A 15,255-nucleotide genomic window follows, 5' to 3' on the forward strand; every position below is an offset into this window, starting at 1 on the left:
AACCTCCCCCTGCCAACCAACACTCTCGAACCACGACTCCCAACGCCAGCACCCATGCTCGACCTGATCCTGCGCCACTGCACCCTCCCCGACGGCAGACGCGATATTGACATCGGCATTGCCGACGGCCGCATCGTCGCTGTCGCGCCTGCGTTGCCCGCACAGGCCGGCGAAGACATCGACGCCGCCGGCCAGCTTGTCAGCCCGCCCTTCGTCGACGCCCATTTCCATATGGACTCGGTGCTCTCGCACGGACTGCCGCGTGTCAATCTCTCCGGCACCCTGCTGGAAGGCATCGCGCTATGGGGCGAGCTGAAACCCGAGTTGACGCAGCAGGCGCTGGTCGAGCGGGCGCTCGCCTATTGCGACTGGGCAGTCGGACGCGGACTGCTGGCGATCCGCTCGCACGTGGATGTCTGCGACCCGCGCCTGCTCGCGGTCGAGGCGCTGCTCCACGTGCGCGAGCGCGTGCGCCCCTATCTGGAGCTGCAACTGGTCGCCTTCCCGCAGGATGGCGTGCTGCGCAGCCCCGGCGCCCTCGACAATCTGCGCCGCGCACTCGAGATGGGGGTGGACGTGGTCGGCGGCATTCCCCACTTCGAACGCACCATGGCCGATGGCGCGACATCGGTGCGCCTGCTGTGCGAACTGGCCGCCGAGCGCGGACTGCGCGTGGACATGCATTGCGATGAAACCGACGACCCCATGTCGCGCCACGTCGAAACGCTGGCGGCCGAGACAGTGCGCCTGGGCCTGCAGGGCAGGGTAGCCGGCTCGCATCTGACCTCGATGCACTCGATGGACAACTACTACGTCTCGAAGCTGCTGCCGCTGATGCGCGAGGCCGGGATGGCGGCGATCGCCAATCCGCTGATCAATATCACGCTGCAGGGCCGGCACGACAGCTACCCGAAGCGGCGTGGCATGACCCGCGTGCCCGAACTGCTCGCCGCCGGCATCCCGGTCGCGTTCGGACACGACTGCGTGCTCGACCCCTGGTACGGCCTCGGCTCGGGGGACATGCTGGAAGTCGCTCACATGGGCCTGCATGTGGCGCAGATGACCGGGCAGGACGCCATGCTCGCCTGCTTCCGCGCCATCACCGACACGCCGGCGTCGATCCTCGGCCTGTCGGACTACGGCCTCGAGCCCGGTTGCCGTGCGGACCTGGTCCTGCTGCAGGCAGCCGATCCCGTCGAAGCGTTGCGCCTGCGCGCGACGAGGCTACTGGTATTGCGCGCGGGCAAGGTCATTGCCCGGTCCGCGCCGGCGCTGGCGTCGCTCGACCTGCCGGGGCGCCCGTCCTCGGTCGACTTTCGCAGACGCGCTGCCTTCTGAAAAAAGTTGAAGAAGGGGGTTGACGCGGGTGACGGCTCTCAGCATAATTGCGGTCTTCGCAACGCAGTAACGCCAGCAACAACGGCAAGCGAACAAGCCCAGGTGGCGGAATTGGTAGACGCACTAGGTTCAGGTCCTAGCGGTGGCAACACTGTGGAGGTTCGAGTCCTCTCCTGGGCACCAAAATCCTGAAGAAAAGGCCGTTGGCATTGCCAACGGCCTTTTTTCTTTTCCACCGCCGTTCTTCTCCCTGGCCCCCTCGCGGGAGAGGGACCGGCGCAGAGGGCTATCCGGGCCTGGGCGCCCGAGCGCCACCGTTCTTCTCCCCTCGCCCGCTTGCGGGAGAGGGGGCGGGGGAGAGGGCAAGCGCCAACCACGCCGCCCCCCGCGTCCGGACAAAAACCCCTTGCATTCTCCAACCACTGCGATACAATTGCGCCCTCGCGTGCGGCTGTAGCTCAGTTGGATAGAGTACTTGGCTACGAACCAAGGGGTCGTGGGTTCGAATCCTGCCAGCCGCGCCACCCATGCAAGAAGGGGCTTCCAGTGATGGAAGCCCCTTTTTCTTTGCTCGCTTTCTCCCCTCGTTTTCTCCCCTCGCTGTCCCCCCTCGCTTTCTCTCCTCGTCTTCTTTCCCGCATTGTCCTTGCCGCGTCCTTGCCGACAGCCTTTGCTGCCGGCGAAAGCAACTGCGCACCCCATCCGAAAGAAAAAGAAAAAGTTGCTAGATACTTGAGTATTCAAGTATCGTTCGGCTTGTCGCCACTGCCGCAACAGAAAGCGCCATGCCAAACGTCCATATCATCTTCGGCCCGCCCGGCGCGGGCAAAACCACCTTTGCCGCGGAGCTTGCGGAAGCGGCTGGCGCAGTCCAGTTCGGCATCGATCCATGGATGCAATGCCTGTACGGCGATGACCGGCCATCGCAACTGACGCTCGAATGGGCGCTGGCGCGCACGCGCCGTTGCGAAGCGCAGATCTGGCAGGTGGCGCGCCAGCTTCTGTCGCTCGGTGTCGACGTGGTGCTGGACCTTGGCGCAATGACCGCGCCCGACCGGGCCCGCCTGCGCGATGCCGCCCTGGCGGCGGGAGGGATGCCGGTCTGCTACTTCGTCGACGCCGATTCGGCACTGCGGCGGCAACGCGTGATGGCACGTAACGTGGACAAGCCGCAGCAGCACGCCTTCGAGCTGACGCCAGCGATGTTCGAAGCGATGGAAGCGTATTTCGAGCGCCCCGCGGGGGCCGAGCTGGAGGGATTGGTTCATGTCTGAGCGCAAGAACCGGCAGGGGGCCAGCGAGGCGGGCGCCGTCGACGTCTGTGTGCGCCTGGCGCGGGCGTTCGCCGATATCACCCGCTACGTCGACGCCAGGCTCTCCAATATCCATGGCATCGGCTTCAGCGACTTCATGATGCTGTACCACCTCGAGCGCGCGCCTGGCCAGCGGCTGCGCCGCATGGATCTGGCCGAGCAGATGGGGCTGAGCGCGTCGGCGGTAACGCGGGCCTTGCTGCCGCTCGAGAAGATCGGCATGGTCGCTCGCGAGTCCGATCCGCGCGATGCCCGGGTCGGCTTTGCCACCTTGACCAAGGCCGGCGCACGGGTACTGGCGGAGGCGCGCGCGACGGCCCAGGTGGCGTGCGAGGACGTGCTGGGGCAGGTGCGGATGGATTGGGATGCGCTGGGCCGATTCTCGGCGCAACGGTAGCGGCGCCGGGCGGTAGCCGCCGGGGAGGGAGCGAGGAGGGGGGAAGCGCCGTCCGGCGGTGCCGGACAGCGGCGGGGACAGCGGCGGGGACAGCGGCGAGGCTACCGAAGCGCCCGCCGCGGTCCGCAGTACTGCGCCTTATTGCGCCGTGATCTTGCCCGTCTCGATCACTTCCTTCCAGCGCGCATATTCCTTAGCCTGGAACTTGGCGAACTCTTCCGGGGTATTGGCGACGATCTCCAGGCCGACATCCGTGAACGGCTTGCTGACCGACGGGTCCTTCAGTGCCTTGACGATGCCGTCATGCAGCCTGGCCTTGACGTCGGCCGGCAGGTTCTTCGGAGCCGCGAAGGCCTGCCACGAATACACCTCCACGCCCTTGACGCCGCTCTCGGTCAGGGTCGGCACGTCCGGCAGCACCGGCGAGCGCATGGTACCGGTGACGGCGATCGGCTTGAGCTTGCCCGCGCGAATGTGCTGGATCACGGTGTTCACGTTCTGGAACGACATGTCCACCTGGCTGCCCAGCAGATCCTGGGTCGCGGGGGCGCCGCCCTTGTACGGCACGTGCAGGCCCTTGGTGCCGGTCTTCTGCCAGAACAGCTCGGCGGTCAGGTGGTCCGACGATCCAGCGCCCGAGGTGGCGAAACTGACGGTGCCGGGCTTTGCCTTGAGCATGGCCAGCACGTCCTGCACCGTGTTCACCTTCGGTGCCAGCGCGGGATTCACCACCAGCACATTGGGAGCCTGCACGGCCACGGTCAAATAGGTGAAGTCCTGCAGCGCGTCATAGGAGACACCCTTGATCAGATGCGGCGCGATGACCAGCGGTCCGAGCGACGTCACCAGCAAGGTATAGCCGTCCGCCGGGGCCCGGGCGACCTGGGCGGCGCCGATGGTGCCCGTGGCGCCAGCCTTGTTCTCCACCACGAACGTCTGCTTGAACTGGTTGCCCATGTGGTTCGACACCTGGCGCGCGACCGTGTCGGTGGCGCCGCCGGCGGGGAAGGGCACGATAACGTTGACCGGCTTGTCGGGCCAGGCGAACGCCGCCGAGCTTGCCATCACGAGGCCGATACCAACCAGTTTGCTGATGACCTTGCGGTTCATTGAAGTCTCCTGCTTGTTTGAATGGATAGCGAGTGCGGCTATCGTTTGATGCGAGGCCGCGCGCTCGCGCGACAGTCTCGGCCGGCCGCGTGATGCCGCGGAACGACCCGCGGCCGGCATGGGAAGCCGACGTCAGCGCACCATGCAGGGGCGCTTGCTGTCGAACGTCCAGTTGGGAACCAGGTACTGCATCGCGATGGCATCGTCGCGGGCGCCCAGGCCATGCTGCAGATAGAGCTGATGCGCACGCTCCACCGCATCCATGTCCAGTTCCACGCCAAGGCCCGGCGTATCCGGCAGCTGGATCTCGCCGTTCTCGATGCGCAGCGGATTGCGCGACAGCGCCTGACCGTCCTGCCAGATCCAGTGGGTATCGAGCGCGGTGACGCGACCGGGCGCGGCGGCGCCCACATGGGTGAACATCGCCAGCGAGATATCGAAGTGGTTGTTCGAGTGCGAGCCCCAGGTCAGGCCGAAGGCCTGGCAGATCTGCGCTACCCGCACCGAGCCCTGCATGGTCCAGAAGTGCGGGTCGGCCAGCGGAATGTCCACCGATTGCAGCGACAGCGCATGTGCCATCTGGCGCCAGTCGGTGGCAATCATGTTGGTCGCCGTCGGCAGCCCCGTGGCGCGACGGAATTCGGCCATGACCTCGCGGCCGGAATAGCCGCCTTCGGCCCCGCAAGGATCCTCCGCATAGGCGACCAGGCCCTGCATCTCCCGGCCGAGGCGAATCGCGTCCTTGAGCAGCCACCCGCCATTCGGATCGAGCGTGACGCGTGCCTCCGGGAAGCGCTCGTGCAGCGCACGGATCGCCTCCACTTCCTCGTCGCCGCTGAGCACACCGCCCTTGAGCTTGAAGTCCTGGAAGCCATAGCGCTTCTGCGCAGCTTCGGCCAGGCGCACGATCGCTTCCGGCGTCATCGCCTCTTCGTGGCGCAGGCGCAGCCAGTCGTCCTCGGCATCGGGGGCGCTGTCGTACGGCAGATCGGTGCGATTGCGGTCGCCGACATAGAACAGGTACCCCAGCATCGGCACGGCGTTGCGCTGGATGCCTTCGCCGAGCAGCGCGGCGACCGGCACGCCCAGATTCTGGCCCAGCAGGTCCAGCAGCGCCGATTCGGCCGCCGTCACCGCATGGATCGCCACGCGCAGATCGAACGTCTGCAGTCCCCGGCCGCCGCTGTCGCGGTTCTCGAAGGCGCTGCGCATCCGGTTCAGGATGGTGTTGTACTGGCCCAGAGGCTGTCCGACGATCAGGTCACGCGCATCTTCCAGCGTCTGGCGAATCTTCTCTCCACCGGGCACTTCGCCTACGCCCACCCGGCCGCTGTTATCGGTAAGGATCAGCAGGTTGCGAGTGAAGAAGGGGGCGTGGGCGCCACTGAGGTTCAGCAGCATGGAGTCGCGGCCGGCAACCGGAACCACGCGCATTTCACTTACCGTCGGCAATCCTGTCATTTGTACGTCTTCCTGGAACTGATGAGGCTGTCAGGCTATGAGTGTTATCGATAACAAGCGCCTCGAAAAAAAATCTGCCGGCCCTGCCCGCCACGCCGTTGCAATGCCTGACAGCACCGCAACGCTTGCTGGTCACTCCGACGCAGCGTCGGCGCCCGGAAATGATATCGATAACATCGATGTCGCTCACATCTTGATACGGGGCGGCGCAAATGTCGACCTAGGACTTTCCCCGAGGCGCTGCGGGGGTCAGGCGCTGCTGCGCTGCACCAGGTGAAAACCGATGTCGACCACCGGTTCGGCAATGGGGACGCCCTCGGCCCGGGCCACGATCAGCTCGGCCGCAAGCTCGCCGATGCGCGTGCCGTCGATGCGCACCGTGGTCAGCGGAGGAGGGGCGTCCTTGGCGAACTCCTGGTCGCCCAGCCCGACCACCGCAAGCTTGCCCGGCACCGCGATGCCGCGATGCTGCGCCTCGATCAATGCGCCCAGCGCCAGCGTATCCGAGCTGCAGAACACCGCAGTGACATCCGGCGCGCGCGTCAGCACGTCCACCAGTCCCCGGCGCCCCGAACCGATCGTGCTCGGCGCATCGCAGTAGTAAATCGTTACCGGGGGCAGTCCCAGCGCTTCGGCGCGCTGGCGGAACCCGGCGATCCGGCTGCGTGCCCGGGTATCGTCCGCGCTGACGATGGCCACCTTGCGATGGCCGGCATCGTGGAAGTACTGCACCACCGTTTCACCGATGGAGAAGTGCGAGAAACCGACCAGCATGTCGATCGGGGAGCTCGAATAGTCCCAGGTCTCGACCACCGGAATCCGCGACGCCTGCAATGACTTGCGGCCCTCCGGCGACGCCGTCATGCCGATCATCACGATGCCGTCCGGACGCCGCTGGATCACGGCCTTCAGCAGCGACGCCTCCTGTCCGGCGTCGTAGCCGGTTCGGCCGATCATCAACTGATAGCCATGGCGGTTCAGCGAGCGGTCCAGCGATTCGATCATCTCCTGGAATACCGGACCCACCAGCGTGGGCAGCAGCGCGGCGACCAGCCGGGCACGCGACAGGCGCAGGCCGCTCGCCATGGCGTTGGGCACATAGCTGAGGCGGTCCACCGCATCCTGGACGCGCTTGAGCGTCTCCGGGCTGAGCTTTTCCGGCGTGTTCAACGCGCGCGACACGGTCATGGCGGAAACGCCGGCTAGGCGCGCCACGTCCTGGACAGTGAAAGGCTTCCCCGAGTTGCTCACGACTTACCCTGTGCGATCGAAGCTGGGAAGGTAGCACACTGCCTTCGATCCCTGCATGCCGGCCATCGCCACCGTCAACTCGGCGCGCCCGGGCCGGCGGGCGAGCGCGGTCCGGTCTGGGCCGCCGACCACAACGGCAGCCGGATGCCAGCGATGGTGCCGTGCGCGGTATCCTCGCGGTTCGCCAGGAACGCCTCGCCGCCGTGCTTCTGCACCAGCGCCCGCACGATGGCCAGCCCCAGCCCATTGCCCTCGCTGGCGTTGCCGTCGGCGCGGAAGAACCGGTCGAACACGCGCGGCAGCGCTGCGGGATCGACGCCGGGGCCGGTGTCGCGCACGTCAATGCAAGCGGTCCGGCCGCTGGCGTAGACGCGCACGTCGATCACCGCGCCATGCCCGGCATACTTGATCGCGTTGTCGACCAGATTGCTGAGCGCGGTACGCAGGTCGGCGGCGTTCGCTTCCACCTGCAGCGGCTCCAGCCGATCGACGCCCAGATCGATGCCCTGTGCTGCCGCGCAGGGAAGATGCGCTTCGATGACATCCGCCACCACCTCGGCAATCGGCACTGGCCGCTGCTGGTTGCCGTCCAGCGGCGCGTCCGCACGGGCCAGCCGCAGCAGTTGCGCCACCAGCCGCGCGGTGCGGGCAATATCCTGACGCAGCGCCTGGAACTCACGCAGGCTCTGCGGCTCGGCGAGCGTGCGGCCGAGATTGTCCGCCTGGATCTGCAGCGCGGTCAGCGGGCTGCGCAGCTCATGCGCGGCATCGGCGATGAACATCTTCTCCGCCTGCACCGACTGCGACAGCCGCTCGATCATGGCGTTGATCGAGGTCACCAGCGGCAGGATCTCGCGCGGCACCTTGTCGGTGGGCAGGGTATCGAGCCGGGCGAGATCGAGCTGCGCGGCCCGCTCGCCGAGCTCGCCCACGCGCCGGAACATGCGCCGTACCGTCACGACGATGGCCAGCCACGCCAGAGGAATCATCACGAGCGCAGGCGCCGCGCTGGCGATTGCCGCATCCATGGCGATGCGCTTGCGCGACGTGTCGCGCTGGGAGACGTGGATCGCCCAGTCCGGTCCGGTCACGGCATAGACGCGCCAGCGTTCCTCGTCCACCAGCTGCGTGGAGAACCCATCGGGCGTCTCCCTCGGCAGGCGTACCGGTTGCTCGGCGCCGGGCCGCAACTGCTCGTCATCGTGCAGCCACACCTGGACCACGACACCGTCCGGCGCGTTGCGGTAGATGTACGGCGTGACCGGGGCCACTGGCAACTCCTCGCTGACCCGGCTGGCGACTTCCTGCAGGCGCCGGTCCAGCAGCTGGTGCACCTGCGATACCGCGAGAACGAAGCCCGACGCGGTATGCGCGAGCGCCACCACCGCGATGACGGCACTGAGCGCGACGCTGAGCTTGACGATCAGCGACGGATTCCGACCCCACGCGCCATGACGCGCGGAAAGGGTAGTCGGGCGAGACGTGCTTGTCATGGTGGCCTCCGTGCTGGCCGGTGTGCGGGTCCGAAGGTGCCCGCGTCAGTCTGGCGGGCTCCCTGCCGCGATACCGGTTGCCGCGGGCCCAGGGTCGGGGCCGGCTGCCAGCACGGTCCAACCCAGGCCGCGCACGTTGCGGATCGCGGCGGCTCCGAACTTCTTGCGCACGGAGTAGATCAGCACGTCCACGGCATTGCTTTCCACTTCCTGGCCCCAGCCGTAGATCTTTTCTTCCAGCTGCCCGCGCGACAGGATCGTTCCCGGACGCTCCAGCAGCGCCAGCATCAGCGCGAACTCACGGGCGGACAACGTCTCGGTATGGCCGGCCACCGTCAGCGTACGGGTATCGAGATTCAGGCGCACATGGTCGTTGCCAAGCGTCGACGTCGCGTAGCCGGCCTTGCGCCGCAGCACGGCACGGATGCGCGCCAGCAGCTCCGGCACCTCGAACGGCTTCGGTACATAGTCGTCGGCGCCGGCATCGAGTCCGTGCACCCGGCTATCGAGGTCATCGTGCGCGGTCAGGATCAGCAGGGGCGTCTGGTTGCCGCGGGCACGCAGCCTCTGCAGCACCTGGGCCCCGTCCATCCGTGGCAGCGACAGGTCGAGCAGGATCACCGTGTACGCACTCTCGGCAGCGGCGCGGTCGCCCGCGACGCCGTCGCGCACCCAATCCACGCTGCATTGCAGGTTCTCCTTGAGCGCGCGCATCAGGCTCGTACCGATTTGAAGGTCGTCTTCGATCAGCAGGATGCGCATGGCCAGCTCGTGCAATCTCGTTGTGCGGCGGATTTCCCCCGCGGTCAGAAGAAGCGGGCCGGGCGTCGCTACTGCGCCGCTACCGCTTCCAGTTGGCTTATACCGCCGCCGACGAGAACGGGGAAGTAATGCTTACCCCCGCATCGGGAGCCGCAGCACTGGCACCCGCGTGAAGTTCGACGCGCAGTGCGCGAAAGGGCACCGCCGCAGCCGATATGGCGGCACGCCGTCGTGTCCACTATCGAAAGGTAGTTGCCTTTTTCCGATAGGTCGCCTCGCTCCCGGTATCAGACTTCGTCCTGTTCGGGCGCTGCCCGGCGATTCCCTCCATGTTTGATCCGCCCTCGGGCGGATCTTTTTTTTGTGTTTCGGGGATGAGACGGTCGGTCAGGAAGCCGCCGCACGGCGTGCCAAAAGGTGCGGCGCGAGCGGCACAGAAGTACGCAAACTGGTGGGCCGGGGCAAAGAAGTTATAAAAAAATTCCGAAGACTTTCTCGTAAAGATAAGAGTGATCCCTCAAATCCTCAAAGTTCAGCCGAGAAGTGTTTTGATATGCCTCGGCCGTTCAGCGCCGGTCCTCAGACGCGAGTTGCTCGCGGCATGACAAAGGACTCGGACAGACCCTCAAGGGGACTGGCCCGCGAAGGCGATGCGCTTCGCGGGCAGTGCGCGACGGCATGACTTTCAGGTCATCACCGGATCGGTGATCCATCCGGCCGATGGAATGATGCAGCCAATGAGCACGAGTGTTCGAGGGAAAGATGGGGGCAGTCAAGCTAATGGTCTTCAGCCGTTCGGGAAGGGTCGAATGCAACGGCGACACACACGAGATCCCGGCGTTCAGCCTGGTCTTCACCGGCGGAAACGCCGCCGCGGTTCCAGCCCGCGACGGCATCGATACCTATGTCTTCCATTCGGGGGACTTCCAGGACATCTACAAGGAGTTGCATGAGCTGGCGGGCCGCTATCGGCGCGGCACGCAGTTCTGGCGAGAGCCGGTGAAGCGGATCTCGGTCCCCGAGGAGACCATCCATGTGATCCGGCACCTCGGCGCCGCCGAGCCGCGCGCGATGCTGCGCTTTGCCTATGTCTATTGCATGGGTACCGAGCCGGAGTATTTCTCGCGGTTGTTGCATCAGCTCATCGACAGCAGCCGCGACTTCTTCGAGTTCATCGAGGAGAACAGCATGAGCGCGTGGCCGGTGACCCAGTACGCCAAGGCCCTTGGCATCCCGGTGCGCAAGCTCAACGTGATGTTCTACGAGAAGTTCGGCGTGTCGGCCAAGAACTGGCTGCTGGAGCGACGGCTCCAGCGTGCGCGGGAACTGCTGCTGCTGACGTCGATGAAGGTGACCGACATCGCGCAGGAGTGCGGATTCAACAGCCACGCGCACTTCAGCGTCAGCTTCCGCCGGCGCTACGAGGCCAGCCCCCGGCTGCTGCGGCAACATCATCAGGGCATCAACGATGCCGACAACGAGGAATAGGCGTCATGGATTGGAACGGGGCCATCGAGGCCATCAACAATGAAGTCGGCAAGACTTCGCGCGCCGCACTCGAGGCGCTGCAGAAGGCCGCTGCTTCGGGCGAGTCGGTCGACTTTCTCGCCGCCCAGGCGGCATCGGCGAACTACACCAACGTGATGTCGCTGCAGAGTGCCGTGCTGAAGATGCTGCACGACCTGTCGACCGGCATCATCGCGAAGATCTCATGAACGAACTGCCCCGCGAGACGCGCCGCCTGCTGGTCGAACTGGCCTTCGTTGCTGGCAATCAGCGGCTGCTCGGCGAGATGCCCGCCTTCATCCGTGCCATTCCCCTGCTGGTCGCCGACCTGCGCGATCGCGAGATCTGTCTTGCGTACCTGTACATGCGCAGCGGCGACCTGACCCAGGCCATGGCGTGCCTTGGCACGCGCGACGATCCCGCAGCCGTCCTGATGACAGCGCTGATATCGGCATTCGGCACCCCATCTTCCTGCGCCCGCGTCGTCAATGCGGGCAAGCCAACCCGTCACTAGAGGTTTCGCATGAATATCGATCCCACGTTCCTCCTCGATTCCCTGCCGCGCATGGGTCCGGCGACGGCCAGCCGGCAGGAGGTCGAAGCCTTCTCCGCCGCGATGTCGGCGGCGGCGCGCAAGCCCGAGCAGACCGTCGTCGAGACGATCGGCAAGCTGGAGAGCGGCGCGGACCGCGGCATTGCCCAGGTGTTGCAGGGTGGCCCGCTGGACGCCGAAGCCGTCTCCATGCTGCAACGCAAGCTGCTGGAGCAGCGCACCGAGACCGACCTCATCGCAAAGGTGGCTGGCGTGTTCTCCCAGGCCCTGACAAAGCTGACATCGCTCCAATGACATCCCTGAAGTCCACCGGCCTGGCCGCGCTGGCCGCGCTCCTGCTCGCGGGTTGCAAGATCACCCTCTACTCCAACGTCGGCGAGGCCGAGGCCAACCAGATGCTCGCACTGCTGATGCTGCGCGATATCCCGGCGGAGAAAGTCGTGGAGAAGGGCGGCGTGGTCACGCTGCGCGTGGAGAAGGGCGAGTTCATCAACGCCGTCGAAGTGCTGCGGCAGAACGGCTTTCCGCAGAACAAGCGCCTGGGCATGGGCGACCTGTTCCCCTCCAACCAGCTCGTCACCTCCCCTGCGCAGGAGCGCGCGAAGATGCAGCTGCTCAAGGAGCAGCAGCTGGAGGCGATGATCGCGGCGATGGATGGCGTGATCGAGGCAAGAGTGTCGATCGCGCAGAAGGTCGACGACAACGGCAAGCCGACCGGTGCACCCTCGGCGGCGGTATTCATCAAGTACTCGCCCCAGTTCAACCTGGGCAATCAGGAAGTGCAGATCCGCAGCCTGGTTCGCGACGGCATTCCGGACATCACCTCCGACCAGATCAGCGTGGTCATGCAGGCCGCCGATTACCGCTACCGGGCCGCGGCGCAGGAAGTGCCGGCCGCGGGCTGGACCAGATGGATCCAGGAGCGGCCGGCCGAGGCCGCCGGGCTGTCCGCGGCCGCAGTGGTGGGCCTGGCCATGCTCGCATGGCTGGGGACCGCGACCATGCGCCGCCGGAGGACGGGCCATGCGTGACGCACCTGTTTCCAGCGAGGCGGTCCGCCCCGACAGCCTGGCCATCTGCCCGGCCGTGCAACGGTTGCACCGGCTCGCCTGGCGCCCAGGCGAGACCATGCATGCCGCATGGTGGTCCTACCTGGGCCTGGACAACTGGCAAGACGACTATCGCCGGCACGCCGGATGCCGCCGGGCGCTCGACGCGCTGATCGTACAGCGCCGGGGCTACCCGGACGGGCCGTTGCCAGCCGTGCTGACGGCGCAGCAGCGGCAGATGATGGCGCTGGAGCCGAGGCTGCCATCCCTGCTGCTCGCGCTCGGCGCGGTTGCGGCACGCCTGCCCGATTTGCTGCTGCTCGGCGAGTATCGCCGCCCACTGGCGGCCGAACTGGGCGGCGAAGGATGCGAGCAGCTGGCAGCGCTGGTGGGCGATGGCGGTAGGGCGCAACGGTTGCCCGCTCCCTCCGAGGTTCCCGGCTGGCTGCGCAGCATCGGCATGCGTTGGCTCGATGAGACGCTGCGCGGCAGCGTGGTCTGGAGCGCGCTGGCTGTCTGCCTGCCCCCGCCCGATGCCGGCCCCGCGGCCAGCGTGTGGCCGCTTCCGGACCGCCCTGCCTTGCCAATGCTGATGCGCCTGGATCGACTGCTATGAATCCGTTCGACATCGATGTGGTCAGTGTGCACGGGGAGCTGCCGACGGGCGGCGTCATCCCGGGTCAGCGGCTCGATGAGTATCTTGGCGCGACGGCGGTCCTGCAACGCCACCGCTCGCGGGCGGCGGCAATCCTGCTGGCGGCGCGCCGCGTCAGGGCGTCGGCCCGAGAACAGGCACGGCACATCCTGCAGCAGGCGTGGTGCGAAGCGCAGCGCCGGGCCGACGACGCGGCACGTGCAGCCCATGACGCCACCTGTGCCGAGGTGGTGGGCTGGCTGGTGCAAGAGCGCGAACTGGAAGCGCGCGTGGCGGCGCAGCTCGAAGCGCGCTGCAGGAACTGGGTCGCCGATGCGGTGATGCAGTTCACCGGGGAGATGGATCGGACTGCCTTGCTGATCGGCCGCATCGAGCGGCAGCTGGCTCCGCTGGCGCGGCATGGCGCGCTACGCCTGCATGTGTGTCCGGAGGAGATGGAGGCGATCTCCCGCAGGCTCGTCGCCCGGGATGGCATCGAACTGCAGGCCGACCCCGGCATGCAGCCCGGACAGGCTCGCATCGATAGCCCGTTCGTGCAATTGCGCATCGATCTGGCCCGCCATCTGGCGATGTTGCTCGAGCGCATTCGAGATCGGGGTCTCGACGAGGGCGAGGCGTGCGGCACCACGGACGGGGCTGCTGCGGACGCGGTCATGCCGGACGCCGAGGGTTGGGACGGCCCGCGGCCTTTCGACGAGGCCGGCGAGGCGCCGGGCGGCGATGACGACGCGAATACCGGCTCCGACGATTGGGGCGACGGGTGCGACCCCGAGCGTCCCGATTGCGAGGAGACGGCATGACCCAGAAGATCGCCGCCCCGAGACCGGTTGCGCCCCCAGCCGCTCCCAGCACCATACGGCCCGGCACCCCGGTACTGCCGGCGCCCGGAACCCGTCCTCCCACGACCGGCCCGCGACAGGTCAGCCCGGCCCGCTCCGCCACGGAGATGGCGGCGCGCGCGCTCAACGCGTCCCGACGGCAGCAGGAGGCCAGTGCGGCGAGCGGCATTCACTCGGCGAAGCTGCACGCGCTGCTGCGGGGCGATCGGCGCAACGACGCGCTGCTGGCACGCGCATTCGTCGGACGGCTGGCGAAAGCGCAACTGGCGGCAAAGGATCCAGGCTTCGAGCAGTTGCTGCTGCAGTTCGGCGACACCGAGGATGTGGACGACCTGCTGGCGGCGCTGGACAAGGCCGAGCTGCATCCGGCGGCGATGGCGCTCGTGCTCGCCGCCATGGCACAGCAACACCGGCCGGGCCGCAGGCGTAGCCGGTTGGAGGCCGCGCTGGATCAATGGCTGGAGGGGGAGGAGGACTGGCGGTTGGAGATGCTCGGCTGGCTGGAGTTCGGCAACGGCTTGCGCGGCGAACTGCGCGCGCAACTCAAGACGCTCTACCAGAATTGCAGCGCCATCGAGCAGGGCCTCGCGTCCTTCTTCGCCGGGCTCCTCGGCATCGGCGAACGGCGCCGCAAGATCAAGGTGCTGATTCGAGCGCTGGGCGCCGAGCTCGGCGGAAGCGAGGACGAACGCGCCGAGGGGACCCACCTGGCCGCGGTGGTGCGCGATCTGAAGCGCCTGCTGATCTTTCTTGGGTTCGAGGAGCAGTGCGGGCGCATTGCGCACGGGCTTGGGCCGCCGGAGGTGGACGGCGACCTGGTGCTGCGCTTCCTGCTCGAGTTGATCGACCAGAGCTGGCTCTACGCCGATTGGCTGGAGCAGGGCGTCGATGGACTCGAACTGGGGCAGGAGCGCGGTTACCGCCTGATGCGAGAGCTGGCGAAGCTCTGCAAGCTGCTGCCGGAGCCGTGCTACCGGGACGAGGATCACCGGCAGCAGGTGTTGACCGTGCTCCAGGCCTACAACGATCGCGCCGAGAACCCGGAGCCGGCTGCCCCGGAGGGGGAGAGTGGCCACTGATCGCAGATCGGGCCCATACCGGATGCCCGCGAGGCACGGGCCGCTTCACCATCGGTGCATCGGAAGCCAGGGGAAAGCCATGGAGATTGGAACGCTGAGAAATCTGGAGAAGCTGTTTCGGCTGATGGACGTCAAGCCGGTGACCATCGAGCCCCGGGTCGAAATCCAGGACGGCCCTGCCAGCGTGTTCGTCGAGGTCGCCGAACAACGCGTGGTGGTTTCCACCATGCTGGGCGTCGATCCCTTCGCCGCCGATGCCGCACTGCGTTGCCTGCTCTCCCGCTGGACGCCGGCCTGCATGTCCGGCGTACCGCTGCGGGTGTTCCGCGTTGATGACAACCTGGTCGTAACGGGCGCGATGCCCCCGGGAAGCGGCGCCGAGCTGTGGTACCGCACGGTACGCGCGCAACGCAGCTTGCTGGAAGCGTGCAGCAAGGAGGAATGATGAA

The 15,255-nt window shown here is 66.9% G+C and carries 17 protein-coding genes and 2 tRNA genes; 14 read left to right on the forward strand and 5 right to left on the reverse strand.

The genetic code is table 11. The annotated features are described in order from the left end of the window. The first annotated feature begins 54 nt into the window (after positions 1-54). The 5 genes from K6V06_RS12700 (at position 55) to K6V06_RS12720 (ending at position 3,048) form a co-directional block, all read left to right on the forward strand. A complete protein-coding gene (locus K6V06_RS12700; RefSeq protein WP_222243901.1) occupies positions 55-1,338 on the forward strand; it encodes an amidohydrolase family protein in 1,284 nt (427 codons plus the stop codon). Between the two features lie 96 nt (positions 1,339-1,434). Further along, positions 1,435-1,521: transfer RNA gene (locus K6V06_RS12705), tRNA-Leu, on the forward strand. A 264-nt stretch (positions 1,522-1,785) separates the two neighbouring features. Further along, positions 1,786-1,862, forward strand: a tRNA-Arg gene (locus tag K6V06_RS12710). A 261-nt stretch (positions 1,863-2,123) separates the two neighbouring features. After that, positions 2,124-2,612 (forward strand): ATP-binding protein, encoded by a 489-nt coding sequence (locus K6V06_RS12715; RefSeq protein WP_222243902.1) that lies wholly within the window; start codon positions 2,124-2,126, stop codon positions 2,610-2,612. After that, complete coding sequence (locus K6V06_RS12720) at positions 2,605-3,048, forward strand: MarR family winged helix-turn-helix transcriptional regulator (protein WP_222243903.1); 444 nt, start codon at positions 2,605-2,607, stop codon at positions 3,046-3,048. Before K6V06_RS12715 ends, K6V06_RS12720 begins: the two co-directional genes overlap by 8 nt. Before the next feature lie 138 nt (positions 3,049-3,186). On the opposite strand, the gene K6V06_RS12725 is transcribed toward K6V06_RS12720, so the two are convergent. The 5 genes from K6V06_RS12725 to K6V06_RS12745 form a co-directional block, all read right to left on the reverse strand. Next, complete coding sequence (locus tag K6V06_RS12725; protein WP_222243904.1) at positions 3,187-4,158, reverse strand: tripartite tricarboxylate transporter substrate binding protein; 972 nt, start codon at positions 4,156-4,158, stop codon at positions 3,187-3,189. Positions 4,159-4,290: 132 nt separating this feature from the next. Further along, entirely contained in the window at positions 4,291-5,619 is a 1,329-nt protein-coding gene (gene gudD, locus K6V06_RS12730) for a glucarate dehydratase (RefSeq protein WP_222243905.1), read from the reverse strand. Between the two features lie 249 nt (positions 5,620-5,868). Beyond that, positions 5,869-6,870 carry a LacI family DNA-binding transcriptional regulator gene (locus K6V06_RS12735; RefSeq protein WP_370637460.1) on the reverse strand — a complete coding sequence of 334 codons (1,002 nt, stop codon included), beginning with the start codon at positions 6,868-6,870 and terminating at the stop codon, positions 5,869-5,871. A gap of 74 nt (positions 6,871-6,944) precedes the next feature. Further along, positions 6,945-8,363, reverse strand: a complete 1,419-nt coding sequence (locus K6V06_RS12740; protein ID WP_222243908.1) for a HAMP domain-containing sensor histidine kinase — start codon at positions 8,361-8,363, stop codon at positions 6,945-6,947. Positions 8,364-8,408: 45 nt separating this feature from the next. Then, complete coding sequence (locus tag K6V06_RS12745; protein WP_222243910.1) at positions 8,409-9,125, reverse strand: response regulator transcription factor; 717 nt, start codon at positions 9,123-9,125, stop codon at positions 8,409-8,411. Positions 9,126-9,905: 780 nt separating this feature from the next. Between K6V06_RS12745 and K6V06_RS12750 the strand changes: the two genes are divergently transcribed. From K6V06_RS12750 to K6V06_RS12790, 9 genes are all read left to right on the forward strand, one after another. Next, complete coding sequence (locus tag K6V06_RS12750; protein ID WP_222243912.1) at positions 9,906-10,613, forward strand: helix-turn-helix transcriptional regulator; 708 nt, start codon at positions 9,906-9,908, stop codon at positions 10,611-10,613. Between the two features lie 5 nt (positions 10,614-10,618). Further along, positions 10,619-10,840 (forward strand): EscF/YscF/HrpA family type III secretion system needle major subunit, encoded by a 222-nt coding sequence (locus K6V06_RS12755; RefSeq protein ID WP_222243914.1) that lies wholly within the window; start codon positions 10,619-10,621, stop codon positions 10,838-10,840. Beyond that, the gene (locus tag K6V06_RS12760) at positions 10,837-11,145 is read left to right on the forward strand and encodes a DUF1039 domain-containing protein (RefSeq protein WP_222243916.1); all 309 of its coding nucleotides are present in this window, start codon (positions 10,837-10,839) and stop codon (positions 11,143-11,145) included. Before K6V06_RS12755 ends, K6V06_RS12760 begins: the two co-directional genes overlap by 4 nt. Positions 11,146-11,154: 9 nt before the next feature. Beyond that, the gene (gene sctI / locus K6V06_RS12765) at positions 11,155-11,478 is read left to right on the forward strand and encodes a type III secretion system inner rod subunit SctI (RefSeq protein WP_222243918.1); all 324 of its coding nucleotides are present in this window, start codon (positions 11,155-11,157) and stop codon (positions 11,476-11,478) included. After that, on the forward strand, positions 11,475-12,215 hold the full coding sequence (gene sctJ, locus K6V06_RS12770; RefSeq protein WP_222243920.1) for a type III secretion system inner membrane ring lipoprotein SctJ: 741 nt from the start codon (positions 11,475-11,477) through the stop codon (positions 12,213-12,215). Before sctI ends, sctJ begins: the two co-directional genes overlap by 4 nt. Beyond that, a complete protein-coding gene (locus K6V06_RS12775) occupies positions 12,208-12,849 on the forward strand; it encodes a type III secretion system domain-containing protein (RefSeq protein ID WP_222243922.1) in 642 nt (213 codons plus the stop codon). The genes sctJ and K6V06_RS12775 overlap by 8 nt, the downstream gene beginning before the upstream one ends. Then, positions 12,846-13,688, forward strand: a complete 843-nt coding sequence (locus tag K6V06_RS12780) for a hypothetical protein (protein ID WP_222243924.1) — start codon at positions 12,846-12,848, stop codon at positions 13,686-13,688. The genes K6V06_RS12775 and K6V06_RS12780 overlap by 4 nt, the downstream gene beginning before the upstream one ends. Continuing rightward, on the forward strand, positions 13,685-14,806 hold the full coding sequence (locus K6V06_RS12785) for a TyeA family type III secretion system gatekeeper subunit (RefSeq protein ID WP_222243926.1): 1,122 nt from the start codon (positions 13,685-13,687) through the stop codon (positions 14,804-14,806). Before K6V06_RS12780 ends, K6V06_RS12785 begins: the two co-directional genes overlap by 4 nt. A 79-nt stretch (positions 14,807-14,885) precedes the next feature. Then, positions 14,886-15,251, forward strand: coding sequence for a hypothetical protein (locus tag K6V06_RS12790; protein ID WP_222243928.1), 366 nt, complete (start codon positions 14,886-14,888; stop codon positions 15,249-15,251). The last annotated feature ends 4 nt before the right edge of the window (positions 15,252-15,255 follow it).

It is taken from the genome of Cupriavidus sp. AU9028, from assembly GCF_019795295.1.
Taxonomy (GTDB): Bacteria; Pseudomonadota; Gammaproteobacteria; order Burkholderiales; family Burkholderiaceae; genus Cupriavidus.